The following is a 20,176-nucleotide window of genomic DNA, read 5'->3' as shown; positions in this document are numbered from 1 at the left end:
CCATGCCGAATCAACTCGATATGAGAAAGCCGCATGCCTTTCGGCATACGGCTCCGCCAAAGTACACAGGAATCCGGAGATTCGCGGAAGGTTGCCGCGACTCAGCTGGCCTCCGCCAAACGCTTAAGAGCGGTATCGAGGCTCGCGCGCTGGATCTCCAGTTCGCCATAGCGTTCGCGTTCGGCGGTGACGACATCAGGGTTGGCGTTGGCGACGAACTTCTCGTTGGCGAGTTTCGAGGCGATACGGTTCATTTCCTGCTCGACCTTGGCGATCGCCTTTTCGAGACGCGCCTTTTCGGCGCCGATGTCGATGAGGCTTCCGAGCGGCAGGCAGGCTGTTGCCTCACCGATGACGATCTGGGCGGCTCCCTTCGGAGCCTCCGGCGCGAGCGCGATGCTTTCCACGCGCGCCAGCCGCTTGATCGATGCCTCGTGGCGCAGCAGGCGCTCCTGCGTGACCCCGTTTGCCCCGACGACGACGAGCGGTGCAACCGCTCCCGGAGGAACGTTCATCTCCGCACGCGCCGAGCGGATGCCGGACACCAGGTCGATGAGCCAGTTGATGTCGCTCGCGGCCCCTTCGTCGGCGAAGTCGGGTGCCGGCCAGGCCGCGTGGCAAAGCAGCGTCTCCCGCTCCCTGCCCTCGCCCGCCGTGTGGGCCCAGAGTTCTTCGGTGATGAAAGGCATGAAGGGATGCAGGAGCTTGTAGGTCTCCTCCAGCACATAGGCCGCACAGGCCTGCGCCTCCTTCTTGGCAACCTCGTCGTCGCCCGCGAAAACCGGCTTCAGCAGTTCGAGGTACCAGTCGCAGAACTGGTTCCAGACGAAGCGGTAGAGGGCGCCTGCCGCGTCGTTGAAGCGGTAGTTGGCAATCCCCTCCGTCACGTCACGCTCGGTCCGTGCCAGTTCTGTCAGGATCCAGCGGTTGATTTCGAGTGTCGTCGTTTCGGGCAGGAAGTGCGGATCGTTTGCCGCGCCGTTCATCTCGGCGAAGCGGGTCGCGTTCCAGAGCTTGGTGCCGAAGTTGCGGTAGCCGGCGATACGCGAGGGATCGAGCTTCACGTCGCGCCCCTGCGCTGCCATGATGGCCAGCGTGAAGCGCAGCGCGTCGGCGCCGTATTCGTCGATCAGTTGCAGCGGATCGATGACGTTGCCCTTCGACTTCGACATCTTCTGGCCGTTCTTGTCGCGGACCAGCGCATGCACATACACGGTATGGAAGGGCTCGACCGGCGTGCCGTTCTCGTCCTTCATGAAGTGCATTCCCATCATCATCATCCGGGCAACCCAGAAGAAGATGATGTCGAAGCCGGTGACCAGTACATCCGTTGGATAGTACTTGGCGAGCGCCTCTGTCTTCTGCGGCCAGCCGAGCGTCGAGAACGGCCAGAGCGCAGAGGAGAACCACGTGTCGAGCACGTCCTCGTCACGCGTCAGGATCTCGCCCGGCGCGAAGTTCTCGAGCTTCTCCTCGACCCAGGCCTTCCACGGGCCCTCGTGGGAGATGTAGTGCTGAATGGCGGCGTGCAGCGCCTCTTCCTCGGTCTTCTCGACGAAGACTTGCCCGTCCGGACCGTACCAGGCGGGAATCTGGTGTCCCCACCACAGCTGGCGCGAGACGCACCAGGGCTGGATGTTCTCCATCCACTCGAAATAGGTCTTTTCCCAGTTCTTCGGGACGAACTTCGTGCGGCCTTCGCGAACGGAGGCGATCGCCGGCTTGGCGAGGGTCTTGGCGTCGACATACCACTGTTCGGTCAGCCGCGGCTCGATCGGCACGCCGCCGCGGTCGCCGTGCGGCACCATGTGCTTGTGCGGCTCGATCCTGTCGACCAGTCCTTCCGCCTCGAGGATCTCGACGATCTTCTTGCGGGCCGCGAAACGGTCGAGCCCTTCCAGTTCGGACCAGACCATCTCCTGCTCGCGGGTCGGCGCCAAGCCTTCCATGAAATCGTCATTGCCGACGATGCCTACGGTCGCATCGACGTTCAGGATGTTGACCATGCTCAGGCCGGCCCGCTTACCGACCTCGAAGTCGTTGAAGTCGTGCGCCGGCGTCATCTTGACCGCACCGGTGCCGGCGGTCGGGTCAGGATATTCGTCGGCAACGATCGGAATGCGGCGCCCGACGATTGGCAGGATCACGTGCTTGCCGACGATCTCCTTGTAGCGCGCATCGTCCGGATGGACGGCGACGCCGGTATCGCCGAGCATCGTCTCCGGACGCGTCGTCGCGACGACCAGATAGTCACGCGTCTCCCATTCGGTCGGATTGCCGTCTTCATCGAAGGCGACCGGATGCTGGTAGGTGACGCCGTCTTCCAGCGGATAGCGCAGGTGCCAGAGATTGCCGTTCACCTCGATCTGCTCGACCTCGAGGTCGGAGATCGCCGTCAAAAGCTTCGGATCCCAGTTGACGAGCCGCTTGTCCTTGTAGATCAGCCCCTCCTTGTAGAGGCTGACGAAGACCTCGATCACGGCCTCGGAGAGCCCTTCATCCATGGTGAAGCGTTCGCGCGACCAGTCACAGGAGGCGCCGAGACGGCGCAGCTGATTGAAGATCAGGCCACCGGACTCGTTCTTCCATTCCCAGACCTTCTCGACGAAGGCATCGCGCCCCATCTCGCGCCGGCCGGGAAGCTGACGCTCCATCAACTGCCGCTCCACGACCATCTGCGTGGCGATACCGGCATGGTCCATGCCCGGCTGCCACAGCACGTCCTTGCCGCGCATCCGCTCGAAGCGGATCATGACGTCCTGCAAGGTGTTGTTGAGTGCGTGTCCCATGTGCAGCGAACCGGTCACGTTCGGCGGCGGGATGACAATGGTGAAGCTGTCCTCGCCTGCCTTGGCGTTGGCGCCGGCACGGAAAGCGTCGGCGTCCTCCCAGGCCTTGGCGATTTTCGGTTCGACTGTCGTGGCGTCGTAGGTTTTTTCGAGCATTTCCTGACCAAACCTAGAAAGCGTTGAAGGGATCAACACGGATTGATGTTACTTAAGCGGTAAACCGGACGGGGACGGCAGTGTCAACAAGAAAGCCGCCCCGGACGCCGGAGCGGCCCGAAGCGGCCTGTCCCTGTCTTCGTCGCTGAAAATCAGCGGCGCGGGCCGCGGGCGACCCGTTCGATCTCCTCGCGCACCAGCCGTTCGACGAGCGTCGGCAGATTGTCATCGAGCCATTCCTGCAGCATCGGACGGAGCATTTCCTCCGCCATCTCGTCGAGCGAGCGGCGCTGGCTACCGTCGATGGCTTCGGCGAGTTCGCCGAAGGAGCGGGCCACCTGCTCGCGCGTTTCGGCCGAAACGAGCGCCTTGCTCTCCGTCTCGCCCTGCAGGGCAACCGGTTGCAGTGTTTCGACAGCCACGTCGGCCGGCGCACTCGGTACGACAAAGGTCTCTGCCGGCTCGGCGGCATGCTGGGCAACCTTCCGCTCCGGCTCCACCTGCGGCATGGACGAGCGCAACTCTGCCATGCGGCTGGTCATCACCGGGCTGACCGGCAGCGGCGTCTCGACGGAGCGACCGAGCACAGGCTCGACCCGTTCGCTCGAAGAGCGGACGCGTGCGGCGAGATCGGCAAGGGAAACGTTCTTCGGGGACGGCTTCTCGACGGGTTCGGGAGCGGTGGTCTGGACGGAGGGGACTGCGCCGCCCCGGTCGTTCGCAGCATACATGGCAGGTGCAGCGTCATCGACTGCCAGCGCCAGATCGTCGTCACCGTCTTCGTCTTCGTAGACCGGCGGCAGGGAGGCCGAGTCGAGCTTCGCGCTTTCCGGATCGTTGCTCTCGATAATCCGGCGGATCGACGCCAGGATCTCTTCCATCGACGGTTCACGCGCTACACTTGGCTGAGCCATATTCTTCCCCGTTTTCCCTGAAGATTCAATCGCCGGCACCATGCACCGGACATTGATTCGTTCCACCTTAGGATACTCCCTCGGGGAAAAAAATCACGCCGCAGGTTCGCTTCGGCGTGATGCACAGGTTTATTCAGGAAGGAGGCAGACTCAGCGGCCGTCGACCGTGCGGAGGCCGAACCACTTGTCCTTGACTTCTTCGTAGTGCCCTTCGGAGCGGTATTCGGCGACCTCGAGCCCCTGGCTCTGGATGGTCAGCTTGCCGGATGCCGCCAGCACCGAATAGCTGGCGACGACCGCATTGCGCTGATAGCCGACGAGGCTCTCCTTGGCCTGAAGCACGGTATCCTGCGCATTCAGGACGTCGAGCGTGGTCTTTTGCCCGACATTGCGTTCCTCGATGACGCCCTGGAGAGCGAGATTGGCGGCGCTCAACTGCTTGCGTGCAGCCGAAATCGCGGCGGTCGCGGCCTGCATCTGAGCATAGGCCGAGGTTACCTGCTGGCGTACCGCTGCGCGTGCCGAGTCGACCATGATCCTCTGTTCGCCGAACGTCTCCTTCGCCTGACGGATGCGGCCGAATTCCGCGCCGCCCTGGTAGAGCGGCACCTTGAGCTGGGCCGTGATCGAGGCACTCGAATAGTCCGTATCGCTGCTGCTCGAATTCGTCGTCGTGTGACGGCCGACATTGCCCTGGATGACGACACCGGGAAGCAGCATGCCTTCGGCCGACTTCACCTGGTAGCCGGCGGCATCCACCGCGTGCAGAGCGGCGAGAACCGACGGATGCTCGCGGATTGCAGAGGCGACCGCGCCATCGAGGGTCGACGGCAGCGCCTTGCTCGCCGGACCGGGTTGCTTGATTCCCGAGGGAGCTTCGCCGACGACCTGAACATAGGTCGCCTCGCTCTGCTTCAGCTGGGCGATCGCGGCGGCAAGAAGCGCCTGCGCGCCGGCAAGCTGCGCCTCTGCCTGGCTGACGTCGGTGCGGGTTCCCTCGCCCACTTCGAGACGGGCATTGGCCGCGTTCAGCTGCTCCTGCAGGAAGGCGAGGTTCTGTTTGCGGATGACGACGATCTGCTGGTCGCGTGCCACGTCCGCATAGGCCTGCGCGGCTGCGAGCAGGATGGAGATCTCGTTGGCCTTCAGATTCTCGCGACTCGCAAAGACGCCCGATTCCGCTGCACGGACATTGTTCAGCGTCTGAAATCCGTCGAAGATCATCTGCGTGATCGAGAGGCCGACATCCGTCTGATTGTAGTCGTTCGTGTATCCGGACGGCATGCCGCTCATGTGACCGACCGACAGCTGCGTCGCCGAGGCCGTGGCCGCGATCTGCGGCCGCATGCCGGCCTTGGCGATGGTGACGTTTTCGTCGGTTGCCCTCAGGCGTGCCCGCACTGCGTTGAGATCCGGATTGTTCTCATAGGCCTTTGCCATGGCGCCGAAGATCGTTTCGGCAGCGGCCATTCCCGGCATCAGCGCCAGAACGGACGCCAGAGTGGCGGCACATACGGTCTTTCGAATGAACGACACGGGACATCAACTCCAAATTTTTCCGCTAACCCGACGGGTCCTCGGGCAAAACCATGGCTTTGATTCCCGAGCTGTCGCGGAAGCTCCCTCACCTAGATGACCCGACGCTCGCAAAGTCGCAACCCGGACCGCTCCGTCGCAAAAAGAAAACCGACGCGACGTTGCCAAAAAACAACATGCCGCATCGGTTCGATCAAAGGCAATCCGGGGCGGCGGTGCCATCCCCGGCCAATATGTCGCAGGCTGAGGTCAGAAGACGAATTCGGCCGCCTTGCGGAAGCCTGGCAGCGGCTTCACCGCGGCGTTGAAATGCTCTCCGAAGGAGGACACGCCGTGGGCACGGACATAGAGCCGCGCGCGGGCGGCGTTGCCGTAGCCGACGACGGCGACCAGTCGCCCACCCTCGTGGAGTTGCGACAGCAGCGCCTCGGGCACCTCTTCGACCGCACCGTTGACGAAGATGACGTCGTAGGGGCCTTCGTTCGCATAACCCTTTTCGAGATCGCCGGTCACCACCGCGACGTTATCGTAGCCGAGTTCGGAAAGCGTACCCGTCGCCTTGGCCGCCAGGGTCTCGTCGCACTCGACGGCGACCACCGAACCGGCAACCTGCGAGAGAATCGCCGCGGCATAGCCGGCGCCGCAACCGATCTCGAGAACGACGTCATCCTTGGTGATGGCGGCGAGCTGGATGAGCTTGGCGAGCGGCGACGGCTCCATGATGTAGCGGGGCGGGTTACCGCCCGCGATCTGCAGGTCCTCGTCGATATAGGCGAGCGGCTTCAGCTCGGTCGGCACGAATGCCTCGCGCGGTACCGTCAGGAACGCCGAAAGCACGGAGTGCGACGTCACATCGGTCGTACGTATCTGGTTGTCCACCATCTTGGTGCGTGCAGCTTCGAAGTCCATCATGATTGTCGTCCCACTTGCGGCCGGGTGTCTGTCTCTCGGCGTGTCATAATTGCAGGAAGGGCCGCTTTCAAGGCTTCCCCTCCGTGATCGGGGGAAATCGCGACGAACTGACATCGAAAAGCACGGCGGGAAGGACCGGACCGGCCGGCGGCTCCGGAAAAACAAAGGCCGGTTCGGAAACCGAACCGGCCTTGTATTCAGCATTTCTGCTGATGAAACTGGCTCCCCGGGCCGGATTCGAACCGGCGACCTGTCGATTAACAGTCGAATGCTCTACCGCTGAGCTACCAGGGATCACCGCTCGCCGCGGCGTGAGGGGGCTAATACAAATGCTTGCTCGATTTGCCAAGCGGTTTTTTCAAAAAAAACGCCATCCCCTTGTTCAATTCTCCCAAGCACCCATCTTTTCCCCAGGCGGGACAGGGTTTTTGGTACGTTTCCGTGATATAGATAGCGAATGGCCGAAAAGAAGTATCACATCGACAGGGAGAAAGGTCGCCTGATCCTCGGGCGGCTGGAACTGCCCTTCCCCCGCTCGCGCAACGGGCGCGTTGCCGTGGGCTCCGGCCTCGTCGCCGGCGGCATCCTCGGCTTCCTCCCGGTTCTGGGCTTCTGGATGATTCCGCTGGGGTTGCTGATCCTGTCGCAGGAACTGCCCTCGGTGCGCCGACGCAGACGCAAGGCCGCGATCTGGTGGCGCAAGCGCTATCCACAGGTCAATCGTGCAGGGCGCTGAAGCTCATCCGTGATTTTCTGCCCGGCAGCGGGGCGTGCGACAAAAAAACGGACCTCTACGGAGGTTCCCCCTTGCGCTCGTCTTTGATCCGTTCTAAACGCCCGTCACCACTCGCTTTTAAAGCATCGGACGGCCTCGTGGCGGAGTGGTTACGCAGAGGACTGCAAATCCTTGCACCCCGGTTCGATTCCGGGCGAGGCCTCCACCGCTCTTCTTTCGCGAATTCAAACACCTGAATTTATTACTATATCTTTCAGACTCGGCAGTTTGGACCTGAACCGTTGCGCCACACTTTTTTCAGGTGCGGCAACGGTGTCAGGAAGCCAGGGATACGAAATGAGCAGCCTCCACACCCGCCGCCAGCGGGAAGGTTCCGCCTAGCCCCTTGCCATCCACCTCGTATAAGGTAGCAGCAGGAGCAACCGCGAGACGGCAGATGCACGATCCAGGCGGCACCCCGGTCATTCTCTGGTTCCGCAAGGACCTGCGATTCGACGACAACCGCGCACTCGCCCATGCGGCCGCAACGGGGCGGCCGGTGCTTCCCCTTTACATTCGCGAACCGAACAACGGACCGCTCGGCGCCGCTCAGTCCTGGTGGCTGCACCACTCGCTTGTCGCCCTCGGCCACGCGCTGGAAAGACTCGGCAGCCGGCTTCTGCTCCGCAGCGGCGCTCCCCAAGCGATTCTGTCGGACCTGATCGCCGAGACCGGCGCGACCGAAGTCCTCTGGAACCGACGTTACGATCCCGCGGGAATCGAATCGGATACGGACCTGAAGTCGACGCTTCGCTCCGACGGGGTCGCGGTGCACAGCTTTTCCGGCCAGCTGCTGCACGAGCCGTCGCGGATGAAGACGGGCACAGGCGGCTTCTATCGCGTCTATACGCCCTTCTGGCGGGCCTTCGAGGCTTCCGGAGAGCCCGAGGACCCGATCGAAGCGCCGAGCACCCTGCCCGCGCCGGCCGAATGGCCGGACACCAAGACGCTCGATGATTGGCACCTCCTGCCGGCGAAGCCGGACTGGGCCGCGGCATTCCGCGAGGTCTGGACGCCGGGCGAAGCCGGCGCCCGCAAGCGGCTGGAGGCTTTCGTCAGGAGCGGGCTCGCAGGATATGCCGTCGGTCGCGACTTCCCCGCCGAACCGCATGTCTCCATGCTCTCGCCGCACCTCGCCCTCGGCGAAATCTCGCCGGCGCGGGTGTGGCACGCGACGCGAGGACTTTCAGGGAGCGTCCCTGCCGAGGACGTCACCAGCTTCCGCAAGGAGCTCGTCTGGCGCGAGTTCGGCTATCACCTGCTCTTTCACTTTCCCGCGCTCGCGCACCGCAACTTTTCGGAAAAGTTCGACGGCTTCCCGTGGCGGAACGATCCGGAAGGGCTGCGGCGGTGGCAGCGCGGCGAGACCGGCTACCCGATCGTCGATGCCGGCATGCGGCAGCTCTGGCAGACGGGCTGGATGCACAACCGTGTGCGCATGATCGTCGCCTCCTTCCTCGTCAAGGACCTCCTGATCGACTGGCGGGAAGGCGAGCGCTGGTTTCGCGACACGCTCGTCGATGCCGATCCGGCGTCGAATGCCGCGAGCTGGCAATGGGTCGCCGGGTCCGGCGCCGATGCCGCCCCCTTCTTCCGCATCTTCAACCCAGTCAGCCAGGGCGAGAAATTCGATCCCGACGGCGTCTATGTCCGCCGCTTCGTGCCGGAGCTGAAGGCGCTCCCGGACGGGTTCATCCACAGGCCCTTCGACGCGCCGCTTTCAGTGCTCGAAGACGCCGGCGTTTCCCTCGGCAAGACCTATCCACTGCCGATCGTCGACCACAAGGCGGCGCGCGAACGGGCGCTCGCGGCCTTTCGCGGGCTCGCCGGTCCGTCGGCCGGATAGATCGCGCTCGCAGCCAATCGCCCGCAAAGCACGGTTTTTCTATGCCGACGCTCCACCGCGGAACCGAATTCCTTGTCTTCTTCGTCTTGAGATTTGAAAAGTCGCTCCTTAATCTTCCGACAAAGAGAAGGCTCATCCCATGGCATTTCATCCCTCCGTCCTCGAGGCGATCGGCAACACGCCGCTCATCCGGCTGAAGAACGCCTCGGAGGCGACCGGCTGCACCATTCTCGGCAAGGCGGAGTTCCTGAACCCCGGCCAGTCGGTCAAGGATCGCGCCGCCCTCTTCATCATCCGCGATGCCGAGAAGAAAGGTCTGCTCGCGCCCGGCGGCGTCATCGTCGAAGGCACGGCCGGCAATACCGGCATCGGGCTGACGCTGGTCGCCAAGGCGCTCGGTTATCGGACCGTGATCGTCATTCCCGAAACCCAGAGCCAGGAAAAGAAGGATGCGCTGCGCCTTCTCGGTGCCGAGCTCGTCGAGGTTCCGGCCGTTCCCTACAAGAACCCGAACAACTACGTCCGGCTCTCCGGCCGGCTCGCCGAACAGCTCGCAAGGACGGAGCCGAACGGGGCGATCTGGGCAAACCAGTTCGACAACACCGTCAACCGCGACGCTCATGTCGCGACCACCGCGCGGGAAATCTTCGCGCAGACGGACGGCAAGGTGGACGGTTTCATCTGCGCCGTCGGCTCGGGCGGCACGCTTGCCGGCACCGCCGCCGGCCTGCGGGCGCTGAAGCGCGGCGTCAAGATCGGCATCGCCGATCCCGAAGGTGCCGCCCTCTACGAATACTACCGGAACGGCGAACTGAAGTCCTCCGGCTCCTCGATCACCGAGGGAATCGGTCAAGGCCGCATCACCGCCAATCTCGAAGGCTTCACGCCCGACTTCGCCTATCAGATCCCCGATTCGGAAGCGCTGCCGGTTATCTTCGATCTCGTCGAACAGGAGGGGCTCTGCCTCGGGGGCTCGTCGGGCATCAACATCGCCGGCGCGATCCGCCTTGCCCGCGAGCTCGGTCCGGGGCATACCATCGTGACCATGCTCTGCGACTACGGCAACCGCTACCAGTCGAAGCTCTTCAACCCTGCCTTCCTCGCATCGAAGGCCCTGCCGGTGCCCGGCTGGCTCGAGACGCAACCCGAGTTCGATCTGCCCTTTGAGGCCGCATAAGCGAGAAACCATGCCGACCACCGCTCTCTATCGCGACGACTTCTATCTTTCGACCTGCGAGGCGGTGGTGACGGCGGTCAACGAGGACGGCAGCATCGAATTTGACCGGACCTGCTTTTACGCAACCTCGGGCGGCCAACCCGGGGACACCGGCTTTCTCGAACGCGCCGACGGTTCCCGGATCACGCTCGACGTCACACGGCACGGTGCGACGAAGGACATCATCCTCCACATGCCGGCGGAGGGGCAGGATCTTCCGACGGCCGGAGAAACGATCGTGATGCATGTCGACTGGCCGCGCCGGTACAAGCTGATGCGCATGCACACGGCCTGCCACTTGCTCTCGGTCGTCTGCCCCTTCCCGATCACCGGCGCCGCGGTCGGCGAGGACGAGTCGCGTGTCGATTTCGACATGACGGAGACGATCGACCGCGACACGGTGACGAAGGACCTGATGCGGCTCGTTTCGGAAAACCATCCGATCTTCGTACAGTGGATCACCGACGACGAACTCGTCGCCAATCCGGGCATCGTGAAGTCCAAGAATGTGCGCCCGCCCGTCGGCATGGGCAGGGTGAGCCTCGTCTGCATCGGCGAAGACTCCGCCGTTGACAGCCAGCCCTGCGGCGGCACACATGTTTCCGAGACCCAGGAGGTCGGGGCGATTCACATCGCCAAGATTGAAAAGAAGGGCAAGGAGAACCGCCGGTTCCGCATCCGTTTCGGAACACCGGACGCCCTTGCCTGACGGCAACGGGAGAAAACCATGCCTGCGGAGAAAAGTCGCTTCGTCGTGTCCGCCGATTGGGTGGAAAAGCAACTCGGTGCGCCGGAATTCAGGATCGTCGACGCGTCCTGGTACCTGCCCGCACAGGGCCGCAACGGCGCGGTCGAATATGCCGCCGGGCACATTCCGGGTGCAGTCTTCTTCGACCAGGACGTGATCGCCGACCAGACGACGGGGCTGCCGCATTCGCTTCCCTCGCCGGAGCTCTTTGCCGAAGAAGTCGGAAAGCTCGGCATCTCGGCGACCGACACCATCGTCGTCTATGATGGCCCGGGCATCTTCTCCGCCCCGCGCGTCTGGTGGATGTTCCGCGTCATGGGCGCCCGCAGCGTTTACGTGCTCGACGGCGGGCTTGACGGCTGGAAGGCAGAGGGCCGGCCGCTCGAAACCGACCTGCCCGAACCGGCCCCGGCCAACTTCGCCACCAGCTTCCATCGCGAACGGCTGACCTCGTTCGCGGAAATGCAGGAAATCGCCGACAGTGGCTCGCGGCAGATTGCCGATGCCCGGCCGGCCGGTCGCTTTACCGGCGACGAGCCGGAGCCGCGCGAGGGCATGCGCTCGGGACACATGCCCGGCGCCCGCAGCGTACCGGCGCTTTCGCTCTCCGAGGGTGGACACCTGAAGGACCTCGCCAAGCTGCGCTCGATCTTCAACGACGCCGGCATCGATCTCGCAAAGCCGGTCGTCACCAGCTGCGGCTCTGGCGTGACCGCCGCCGTGATAACGCTCGCACTCGAATCGCTCGGCCATCGCGACAACACGCTCTATGACGGCTCCTGGTCGGAATGGGGCGGACGTTCCGAAACGCCGGTGACCACCGGCCCCGCCGGACCGGTCGCACCGAGAACGCATGGTCCGCTTCGCGCGCACGTCACGCGGCTCGAAATGACGGCACCGCCGAAGACGAGCCTGCCTGTGCCGGTCAATATCCAGACCGCGATCATGCGGGCGGTCGAGATTCCGCTGCCCTTCTACCGCTTCCTGCAGCGCCAGGTCGGCGGACGCTGGCATTGGCACGCCCGGCTGCGCATGAACGACGCCGAACTGCGCGCGATCGTCCACGACCCGAAGGTCAGCATCAACGTTCTCTACGTCAACGGTGCACCGGCCGGCTTCTTCGAACTGGCACAGAAGAACGATGACGTCGTCGAGCTTTCCTATTTCGGGCTGATGGAGCACGTGCTTGGCATGGGCCTCGGCAAATGGTTCCTGCTGCAGGCGCTCTATCTCGCCTGGCAGAACGATCCGAAGAAGGTGACGGTCACGACGAACACGCTCGACCATCCGCGCGCCCTGCAGCTCTACCAGCGTTTCGGCTTCTCGCCGGTCGAGACCTTCGACGCGCTCGTCGAGCCGCTCACCGAGGAAGAACTGCTTCAGATGATCCGCCGGGACGCGGCCTCCTCGTGAGGCCGCGCCGGTTCCGTCATTCCGCCTTGTTGAGCAGATAGTCGGCGATCAGCGTCATGTGCATCTGTGCAAGCTCGTAGCAATAGGTGAGCTCGCGTTCGCCCGGATGCCAGAAGGCATTCGGCTGGCCGCAGGCCTTGGCCGTCACGCGGATTCCGTCCTTCAGGTTGTAGCTCTCGGCGAACACGTCGCGCACGACCTCGAGCAGTCCTGCCGACTGGATCATAGAGGCATAGGCCGCGAGTTCCTCGTCGGCGACCTTTTCATAGGTCACCTTCATGTCGGCCTTCTTGCCGTCGGTCCTGTTGTAGGGTGCAAGCACGCTCACCCAGCTCTGGGCCGTCTGGGCGTATTCGACGGCGCATTCCTCACGCCGCTCCTGCGGGAAGTCGATCGAGTCCGCAAACTGCTTGAAGCCCTCGGCGTCGTTGCCGACCATCATGCAGACCATCTGGTAGGCACGCTGCTCGTCGAGCCCGTGACTGTCCCAGAAGGCGAGCTCGTCACCGTTCTCGGCACTCTTGTCGCTTGCGAGGAACCAGCCGTCCGCCGAATCCGTGATCGCCTGGTCGAGCGTCTCGTCATGAGCCTCGAGAAGCAGGATCGACGACAACGCATCGACGGCGTCTTCCTCACGGCCGAGAACCGGCACGCCGAGTTCGGAAACCAGCATGTGGCCGGCTTCGTGGAAAAGAACGAAGATCGCGTTGCCCGTGACGAAATTGATCGCCTCGGTCATCTGCTCGTCGTTGAGTTTGCCAAGATCGAGCACCTCTTCCGCCCGCGCGGCATGAGGTACAGCAAACGCGACACAGGCGAGCGCCGCACACATTAGTTTTCTGAGCATAATTCCCCCGAATTCTACAGCCCGAATTCATTGCATAGTGCATCCGGCCACGCGGCGGCAATCTGCGGAAATAGCCAAATTTGGGCTGAGTTCTTCACAAGTCGGCAGGAAACGGGTGGTCTGGGAACGGCGATGTCGGAAAATGGCGGCATCGAAAGGAGACACCATGTCCATGATCCAGTTTTCCGCCTTATCGTCCACCACCGCAGCCGGCTATCGCGAGGGAGGGGTCGACGCCTATGGCCTCGCCCCGGAGCGACGCGTTTCCGACGGCGACGGCGTTCCCTGCCGTCACTGCCTGCGGCTGGTCGGCGCCGGCGAGCCTTATCTCACGCTGGCACACCGCCCCTTCCCCGCACTTCAGCCCTACGCGGAGACCGGGCCGATCTTCCTGCATGCCGAGGCCTGCGAGCGTTACGACGGCGGAGATACACTACCGCCGATCCTGCGGCACCCGAGCTACATCCTGCGCGGCTACGGCGATAACGACCGGATCGTCTACGGTTCCGGCGCCGTCGTGCCGCGCGAGGAGATCAGGCGGTATGCCGCCGAACTTCTCGAACGGGACGACATTGCTTACGTGCACGTCCGATCGACTGCCACCAACTGTTACCAGTGCCGCATCGACCGGGCATGAGCGTTAACGGAAACGACCGGCCAGAGACTGGCCGGTCGTGATGCCTGCAGGAACGTCCTGTCGTCTTAACGTTACGGAATGTCTACGCCGAGGCGCAGGCTTACGTTACGCGACGTTCAGCACCATCTCCGGCGCGTGCATCTCGTAGCCGAGCGCTTCCGCGACCGGCCGGTTGGTGATGCGTCCGCGATGCACGTTGAGGCCGTTGCGCAGGTGTCGGTCTTCGGCGAGAGCACGCAGGCCGCGGTCGGCGAGCGCCAGGCCGTGCATGAGCGTGGCGTTGTTCAGCGCCTCGGTCGATGTTACCGGCACCGCGCCGGGCATGTTGGCGACGCAGTAATGCACGACGCCGTCGACTTCGTAGGTCGGATGCGAATGCGTCGTCGCATGCGAGGTCTCGAAGCAGCCGCCCTGGTCGATGGCGACATCGACGATGACCGCGCCCTTCTTCATGCCCGAGAGCATTTCGCGGGTGACGAGCTTCGGCGCGGCGGCGCCCGGGATCAGCACGGCACCGATCACGAGGTCGGCGGCGAAGACGGCCTGTTCGAGGCTGTCAATCGTCGAATAGAGCGTGCGCACGCGGCCGGCGAAGATGTCGTCGAGCTGGCGCAGGCGCGGCAGCGAGCGGTCGATGATGGTGACTTCGGCACCGAGGCCGGCCGCCATGCGCGCGGAATGCAGGCCGACGACGCCACCACCGATGACGGTGACCTTGCCCGGAAGCACGCCCGGAACGCCGCCGAGCAACACGCCGCGGCCGCCATGCGCCTTCTGCAGCGCGGTGGCCCCTGCCTGGATCGCCAGACGACCGGCGACTTCAGACATCGGAGCGAGCAGCGGAAGGCCACCGCGCTCGTCGGTCACGGTTTCGTAGGCGACGGCCGTTACACCGGATTCGAGCAGGCCCTTCGTCTGTTCCGGATCGGGAGCGAGGTGGAGATAGGTGTAGAGGATCTGGCCTTCACGCAGCTGCGACCATTCCGACGGCTGCGGTTCCTTGACCTTCACGACCATGTCGGCACGGGTGAAGATGTCCTTGGCCGAGGCGACGATCTCGGCACCCGCCGCGATGTAGGCATTGTCGTCGGCGCCGATGCCGCCGCCCGCGCCTGTCTCGATCAGCACCTTGTGGCCGTGCGCCACGTATTCGCGGACGGCACCGGGGGTCAGCCCGACCCGGTACTCGTGATTCTTGATTTCCTTGGGGCAGCCTACGAGCATTTTCGTTCCTCTCTTGCCGGCGTTTTCGCCACGGGTGATTTGACCCCGAATTTGAAACACCGAAGACGCAAAATGTCCTTGCAAATTTCAATTTTGACCAGCATTAATTTCGCGCATTATTGCACGCAAAGACAGATTCATCGAAGGATATTCGAATGCAGGAACTAGACGCGATTGATTTTGCGATTTTGAAGGCACTTCAGCAAAACGGTCGCATGACCAACGCTGAGCTCGCCGAAAAGGTCGGGCTGAGCGCCTCCGCCTGTTCGCGGCGCCACGACATCCTCGAACGCTCGGGTGTGATCAGCGGCTATCACGCGCGGCTGTCGAACAAGGTACTCGAATACAAGATGATCGCAATCGTGCACATCTCACTTTCGGGTCAGTTCGCGAAAACGCTTTCCGATTTCGAGGCAGCAGTGAAGCGGTGCCCGAACGTCCTCGTCTGTTATCTGATGTCGGGAGAATACGACTATATCCTTCGCGTCGCGGCCAAGGACCTCGAGGATTACGAGCGCATCCATCGCGATTGGTTGTCGGCCCTGCCGCATGTGGTGAAGATCAACTCCAGCTTTGCGCTCCGCGAAATCATCGACCGGCCGAATGTCGGCCTTTGACGCATATAGCAACAATTTTAGCGGCAGAATTCAACGTCCGGCAAAGAACTCCTCCTAAGGTTGCGTGTCGAAGGCAACATTCCCGGAGGAACCATGAAGAAGTCCAACCTGAACATGGAGACGCGCCGCTCGCCGCGGCAGCGGTGCCGTGTCGACAGCAAGGTCAGGTATTTGCAGCAGGAAGCTGCGGCGCGGATGGTCGACGTTTCACGCACGGGGCTCGCGCTCGAACTCGCCACGCCGTTTCATGCCGCCGCGGGCAGTACCGTGCAGATCCAGAACGACCATCTCGGGCTGATCGAGGCGACCGTGCGCTGGCGCAGGGCAAGCCGTCTCGGGGTCGAGGTTCTGCGCACGAGCAATGCGCTTGCCCAGATGTCCGCCTATTTCCGGCACTTCCACAAGGAAGTCCGGCCCGTCCTCACCCGCTGAACGGCAAGTCCATAACGTTGCGCATCGCGCCAGCGAAGAATCACGCTCGCCGGATTCGGCGCGACGGCGCCCGTATGTTGTGCCGTTTGTGCGCCTTCGAAAGGTGATGTCCGCTGCTGCCCACAAGCCAGGGGTACAACTGACACATGCCTGTCATTTTCTGGATGCAGTTGTGCCCAAACGGCTCTAGTCTTGCCCGTCGCGAGGACAGCCACCGGAGGAAGACCCCACATGTCCCTGTCTGATCTGCATCCCATTTCCCGACGCAGCCTCCTCGGAGGCTTTGCAGCGACCACCGCCCTCATCGTGCTCCATCCCTTCGCGGCCCGGGCGAACGGCAACCAGGCGCACCTGCGACTGATGGAGACGACGGACATCCACGTCAACGTGATGCCGTACGACTATTATGCCGACAAGCCGAACGACACGATGGGACTTGCCCGCACAGCCGCAATCATCGATTCGATCCGCGCTGAGGCCGGAAACTCGATGCTGATCGACAACGGCGACCTGCTGCAGGGCAATCCGATGGGCGATTACATGGCCTATGAAAAGGGCATGAAGGCCGGGGACCTGCATCCGATCATCAAGGCGATGAACGTGCTCGGCTACGACTGCGGCACGCTCGGCAACCACGAGTTCAACTACGGCCTCGACTTCATGTTCAACACGCTGGGCGGGGCGAACTTCCCGATCGTCTGCGCGAACCTTACGAAGGGCATGCTGGCCGAAGATCCGACGAAGGACGAGCTCCACTTCAAGCCCTACACCATTCTCGACCGGAAGATCAGAGACGGCGCCGGCAACGAGAGCCCGATCCGCATCGGCTTCATCGGCTTCGTTCCGCCGCAGATCATGGTGTGGGACGCCAAGAACCTCGACGGCCGGGCGCAGACCCGCGACATCGTCGAGGCGGCGCGCGCCTGGATTCCAGTGATGAAGGAGGACGGCGCTGACATCGTCGTCGCACTTTCGCATTCCGGCATCGACGGGCACGGCCAGAGCGAGCGCATGGAGAACGCCTCGCTCTATCTCGCCGGCGTCGCCGGTATCGACGCAGTCTTCACCGGCCACCAGCACCTCGTCTTCCCCGGTCCCAAGACCTGGGACGACGTACCCGGCGCCGACCCGGTCAAGGGTACGTTGCTCGGCAAGCCGGCGGTGATGGGAGGCTTCTGGGGCTCACATCTGGGGCTCATCGACCTCCTGCTGGAAAAGGACGGCGCGAGCTGGAAGATCGTCGACTTTACATGCGAGGCGCGACCGATCTACCATCGCGACGACAACCGGAAGGTCATCGCCGACGTCTCCGACAAACCGGAGATCGTCGCCTCCGTCAGCGCCGAGCACGAGGCCACGCTGCAATATGTCCGAACGCCGGTCGGCAAGACCTCGGCGCCGCTCTACTCCTATTTCGCGCTCGTCGCGGACGACCCTTCGGTACAGATCGTCTCGAACGCGCAGACCTGGTACATCCGCGACATGCTGAAGGAGTCCGAATACAAGGACTATCCGATCCTTTCGGCCGCTGCCCCCTTCAAGGCGGGCGGACGCGGTGGTCCGGAATACTATACCGACGTGGCCGCCGGTGACGTCGCGATCAAGAACGTCGCCGACCTCTATCTCTATCCGAACACGGTGCAGGCGGTGCTGGTGACCGGCGAGCAGGTCAAGAACTGGCTCGAAATGTCGGCGGGGATGTTCAACCAGGTGGAGCCCGGTGCGAAGGACGCACCGCTCCTCAACCCGCACTTCCCGTCCTACAATTTCGACGTGATCGACGGGGTCACCTACCAGATCGACCTCTCACAGCCGCCGAAATACGACGGCGACGGCAAGGTCATCAATCCGGAAGCCAACCGCATCGTCAACCTGCAGTTTGGCGGCCAGCCGATCGATCCCGGCCGAAAGTTCGTGGTAGCGACCAACAACTATCGTGCCGGCGGCGGCGGCAAGTTCCCGGAAATCGCAGCCGACAAGGTGATCTTCGTCGCTCCGGACACAAACCGCGACGTGATCGTCCGCTACATTGTCGACCAAGGCCAGATCAATCCGTCGGCCGACGGCAACTGGTCCTTCGCCCCGAACCAGGGCGCCACGGCGATCTTCGAGACGGGGCCGAAGGGTCGGCAATACGCCAAGGACATCAAGGGCGCGAAGATCGAGGATGCAGGCGACGGCGCAGAAGGATTTGCCAAGTTCCGGCTGATCCTCTGACGTTCGGGCAAGAAACCGGCGGCGTGCTCAGACGCCGCTGTCCGGCCTTCCTTCCGTGCGGTTGCGGCCGGCATTCTTCGCCCGGTAGAGGCGGTTGTCGGCGGCCGCGAGGAGGCTGGTGAAGTTCGCGCCGTCCTCCGGTGCCGTCGCGACGCCGATGCTGACGGTAATCGGCTCACCGCCATGGTCGCGGATCCCCGCGGCGATCTCCTGCCGCATCCGCTCCGAGATCAGCATCGCGTCGGCGTGATTGGCCTCCGGCAGGACGATGACGAATTCTTCCCCGCCGTAACGAAACAGCAGGTCGCCGGTGCGGGTGCCGCGATGCAGTTCGTCGGCCACCTCGCGAAGCACGCTGTCCCCGTGGAGATGGCCGAAACGGTCGTTCACCGCCTTGAAATGATCGACGTCGACGATCGCAACACTGAGCGCCTTGCGGCGCTCGGCTGATTCCCGCAGCAGGCGTGGCGCTTCGATCTCCATGCGCCCCCGGTCGAAGGCGCCGGTGAGAACATCGCGCCCGGTCCGGGCCAGCAGGTCCTCGTAGCGCTCGCGAAAGGTCAGGTCGGTGAAGATGTCCCGGATCGGACGGCGCGCAAGCACCATGCCGGGGTCACGAAAGAACATCTGATAAAGCGCAAACATCGCCGAATAGAGAAGCGCCGCCACCATCTTGGCTTTCCAGCCGCCCCAGAACACGGCCGCCGGCGCATCGTAGAGATAGGCGAGCAAGCCGTAGAAACCGACCTGGTCGAAGGTGAGCACGAGCGTGCTGCTTGCGGCGATCCTGGTGATCGTCGGTCCGGGGAACAGTCGACCGATCCGTTCGTAGAGCAGGATGATCGCAAGCGAATCGATATAGAGAAGGGCCGTTCCCCAGAGCATCAGCAGGCCCATCTCACGGAGAAAAGCCACGTCCGCCGTCTGTCCCGGCGTAAGCGACACCGTGTGGTGGAGCAGCAGGAACTGGGCGATGAGCAGGGTTACGGCATTGCCGATGAACAGGCCGTAGATCGGCTGGCGAACCGTTGCGGCGTCCTCCTTGATGTAGAGCATCAGGATCATCACCAGCTTGCCTGCGAAGAAGATCGACGAGCCCGGCGAGACGACACCGATCGGCAAGTCGACGTAGAAGACGGCGGCCAGATAGGTCTCAACGAAGTGCATGACGCCGAGCGCGGTCAGGAACACACCGAGACCGATGCGGTGGCGAAAATGAAGGAGCGTGGTCAGCAGAGTGAAGTACAACACCGCCTCGACCACGAAGAGCGCAAGATTCGTGCCCTGGTTCATCCCCTTTGCCCCTCTTCTCCGGCAACATTCCTACGGTCGAACCGTGGTGGTTGCCACGCAGCCCCTCGCTCCGGTACGCCGAATGCGCCTTGAGTCGCTATACTCCGGGGTAGTCTTGGATTCGAAGCTCGGCTTCGCGCAAGCCGCAAAACGCGAAGAACGTCCAAATCCGTCGACTGTTTTGCGACAAAACCGTCGCCGCGATCAAAGCAGGAATAAACCGAGGGATCGAGCGCCGGCCTTCAGACCGGACGCGACCTGACGCCGTCTGCGAAGAGAGCCGTTCCGTTCTGATCGATGATCTGGCGCGCCTTGCGGAAGGTGCATTCGAGAGCATCATCGGCGGAGGTGAAGACATCCGCCCGGATGAAGGTGCGCTCCAGCGTTTCCCCGTCGACCACCTTTTCGATGCGGCCGGCCAGGCGATACTGGCTTCCTTCACGGATCGGAGCGGCATGAATGGTGCAGCCGGCATGGGCCTGAGGTTCGGCGGTGGCCGTCGGGGCAGCCTTGTCCTTGGACGCGCCGGAGAAGGCCGAAAAGATGTTCGAGAAAAACGATGCCATGCGCCCTCGTTAGCATATCCGCGCGGCACGAAGAAGGC

The 20,176-nt window shown here is 63.2% G+C and carries 17 protein-coding genes and 2 tRNA genes; 10 read left to right on the top strand and 9 right to left on the bottom strand.

What is annotated here, in order from left to right:
- Positions 1-101: 101 nt before the first annotated feature.
- From NHF53_RS08200 to NHF53_RS08180, 5 genes are all read right to left on the bottom strand, one after another.
- Positions 102-2,945, bottom strand: a complete 2,844-nt coding sequence (locus NHF53_RS08200; protein WP_252833780.1) for a valine--tRNA ligase — start codon at positions 2,943-2,945, stop codon at positions 102-104.
- Between the two features lie 152 nt (positions 2,946-3,097).
- Entirely contained in the window at positions 3,098-3,859 is a 762-nt protein-coding gene (locus NHF53_RS08195; RefSeq protein WP_252833779.1) for a PopZ family protein, read from the bottom strand.
- Positions 3,860-4,009: 150 nt separating this feature from the next.
- The gene (locus NHF53_RS08190) at positions 4,010-5,338 is read right to left on the bottom strand and encodes a TolC family outer membrane protein (protein ID WP_308218660.1); all 1,329 of its coding nucleotides are present in this window, start codon (positions 5,336-5,338) and stop codon (positions 4,010-4,012) included.
- A gap of 306 nt (positions 5,339-5,644) precedes the next feature.
- Entirely contained in the window at positions 5,645-6,304 is a 660-nt protein-coding gene (locus NHF53_RS08185; RefSeq protein ID WP_252834939.1) for a protein-L-isoaspartate O-methyltransferase, read from the bottom strand.
- A gap of 222 nt (positions 6,305-6,526) precedes the next feature.
- Positions 6,527-6,601: transfer RNA gene (locus tag NHF53_RS08180), tRNA-Asn, on the bottom strand.
- 163 nt (positions 6,602-6,764) lie between these two features.
- Here NHF53_RS08180 and NHF53_RS08175 point away from each other — a divergent pair.
- The 6 genes from NHF53_RS08175 to sseA all read left to right on the top strand — a co-directional run bounded on the left by NHF53_RS08175 (position 6,765) and on the right by sseA (position 12,305).
- Positions 6,765-7,043, top strand: a complete 279-nt coding sequence (locus NHF53_RS08175; RefSeq protein ID WP_252833778.1) for a PGPGW domain-containing protein — start codon at positions 6,765-6,767, stop codon at positions 7,041-7,043.
- A 131-nt stretch (positions 7,044-7,174) separates the two neighbouring features.
- A tRNA-Cys gene (locus NHF53_RS08170) sits at positions 7,175-7,248 on the top strand.
- A 231-nt stretch (positions 7,249-7,479) separates the two neighbouring features.
- A complete protein-coding gene (locus NHF53_RS08165; protein WP_252833777.1) occupies positions 7,480-8,928 on the top strand; it encodes a deoxyribodipyrimidine photo-lyase in 1,449 nt (482 codons plus the stop codon).
- A 139-nt stretch (positions 8,929-9,067) separates the two neighbouring features.
- Positions 9,068-10,105, top strand: coding sequence for a cysteine synthase A (locus NHF53_RS08160; RefSeq protein ID WP_252833776.1), 1,038 nt, complete (start codon positions 9,068-9,070; stop codon positions 10,103-10,105).
- Positions 10,106-10,115: 10 nt separating this feature from the next.
- Positions 10,116-10,853 (top strand): alanyl-tRNA editing protein, encoded by a 738-nt coding sequence (locus tag NHF53_RS08155; RefSeq protein ID WP_252833775.1) that lies wholly within the window; start codon positions 10,116-10,118, stop codon positions 10,851-10,853.
- Positions 10,854-10,871: 18 nt separating this feature from the next.
- Positions 10,872-12,305, top strand: a complete 1,434-nt coding sequence (gene sseA / locus NHF53_RS08150) for a 3-mercaptopyruvate sulfurtransferase (protein ID WP_252833774.1) — start codon at positions 10,872-10,874, stop codon at positions 12,303-12,305.
- Between the two features lie 16 nt (positions 12,306-12,321).
- Here the strand turns inward: sseA and NHF53_RS08145 are convergent, their stop codons facing one another.
- A complete protein-coding gene (locus NHF53_RS08145; RefSeq protein ID WP_252833773.1) occupies positions 12,322-13,152 on the bottom strand; it encodes a DUF4344 domain-containing metallopeptidase in 831 nt (276 codons plus the stop codon).
- A gap of 166 nt (positions 13,153-13,318) precedes the next feature.
- On the opposite strand from NHF53_RS08145, the gene NHF53_RS08140 reads away from it, so the two are divergent.
- The gene (locus tag NHF53_RS08140) at positions 13,319-13,789 is read left to right on the top strand and encodes a DUF1203 domain-containing protein (RefSeq protein WP_252833772.1); all 471 of its coding nucleotides are present in this window, start codon (positions 13,319-13,321) and stop codon (positions 13,787-13,789) included.
- A gap of 105 nt (positions 13,790-13,894) precedes the next feature.
- Here NHF53_RS08140 and ald read toward each other — a convergent pair whose 3' ends face one another.
- Positions 13,895-15,013 carry an alanine dehydrogenase gene (gene ald, locus NHF53_RS08135; RefSeq protein ID WP_114363050.1) on the bottom strand — a complete coding sequence of 373 codons (1,119 nt, stop codon included), beginning with the start codon at positions 15,011-15,013 and terminating at the stop codon, positions 13,895-13,897.
- 155 nt (positions 15,014-15,168) lie between these two features.
- Here ald and NHF53_RS08130 point away from each other — a divergent pair, with 155 nt between their 5' ends.
- The 3 genes from NHF53_RS08130 (at position 15,169) to NHF53_RS08120 (ending at position 18,279) form a co-directional block, all read left to right on the top strand.
- Positions 15,169-15,630 carry an Lrp/AsnC family transcriptional regulator gene (locus NHF53_RS08130; protein ID WP_252833771.1) on the top strand — a complete coding sequence of 154 codons (462 nt, stop codon included), beginning with the start codon at positions 15,169-15,171 and terminating at the stop codon, positions 15,628-15,630.
- Positions 15,631-15,723: 93 nt separating this feature from the next.
- A complete protein-coding gene (locus tag NHF53_RS08125) occupies positions 15,724-16,062 on the top strand; it encodes a PilZ domain-containing protein (protein ID WP_114363048.1) in 339 nt (112 codons plus the stop codon).
- Between the two features lie 231 nt (positions 16,063-16,293).
- Positions 16,294-18,279 carry a bifunctional 2',3'-cyclic-nucleotide 2'-phosphodiesterase/3'-nucleotidase gene (locus tag NHF53_RS08120; RefSeq protein WP_252833770.1) on the top strand — a complete coding sequence of 662 codons (1,986 nt, stop codon included), beginning with the start codon at positions 16,294-16,296 and terminating at the stop codon, positions 18,277-18,279.
- Between the two features lie 27 nt (positions 18,280-18,306).
- Here the strand turns inward: NHF53_RS08120 and NHF53_RS08115 are convergent, their stop codons facing one another.
- Positions 18,307-19,572, bottom strand: a complete 1,266-nt coding sequence (locus NHF53_RS08115; protein ID WP_252833769.1) for a diguanylate cyclase — start codon at positions 19,570-19,572, stop codon at positions 18,307-18,309.
- Positions 19,573-19,814: 242 nt separating this feature from the next.
- A complete protein-coding gene (locus NHF53_RS08110) occupies positions 19,815-20,138 on the bottom strand; it encodes an HlyU family transcriptional regulator (protein ID WP_114363045.1) in 324 nt (107 codons plus the stop codon).
- Positions 20,139-20,176: the final 38 nt, after the last annotated feature.

This window comes from Ciceribacter sp. RN22 (assembly GCF_024054295.1).
Taxonomy (GTDB): Bacteria; Pseudomonadota; Alphaproteobacteria; order Rhizobiales; family Rhizobiaceae; genus Allorhizobium; species Allorhizobium lividum.
The sequence above is the reverse complement of the archived record's forward strand: the minus strand, read 5'-3'. Positions and strand labels throughout refer to the sequence as shown.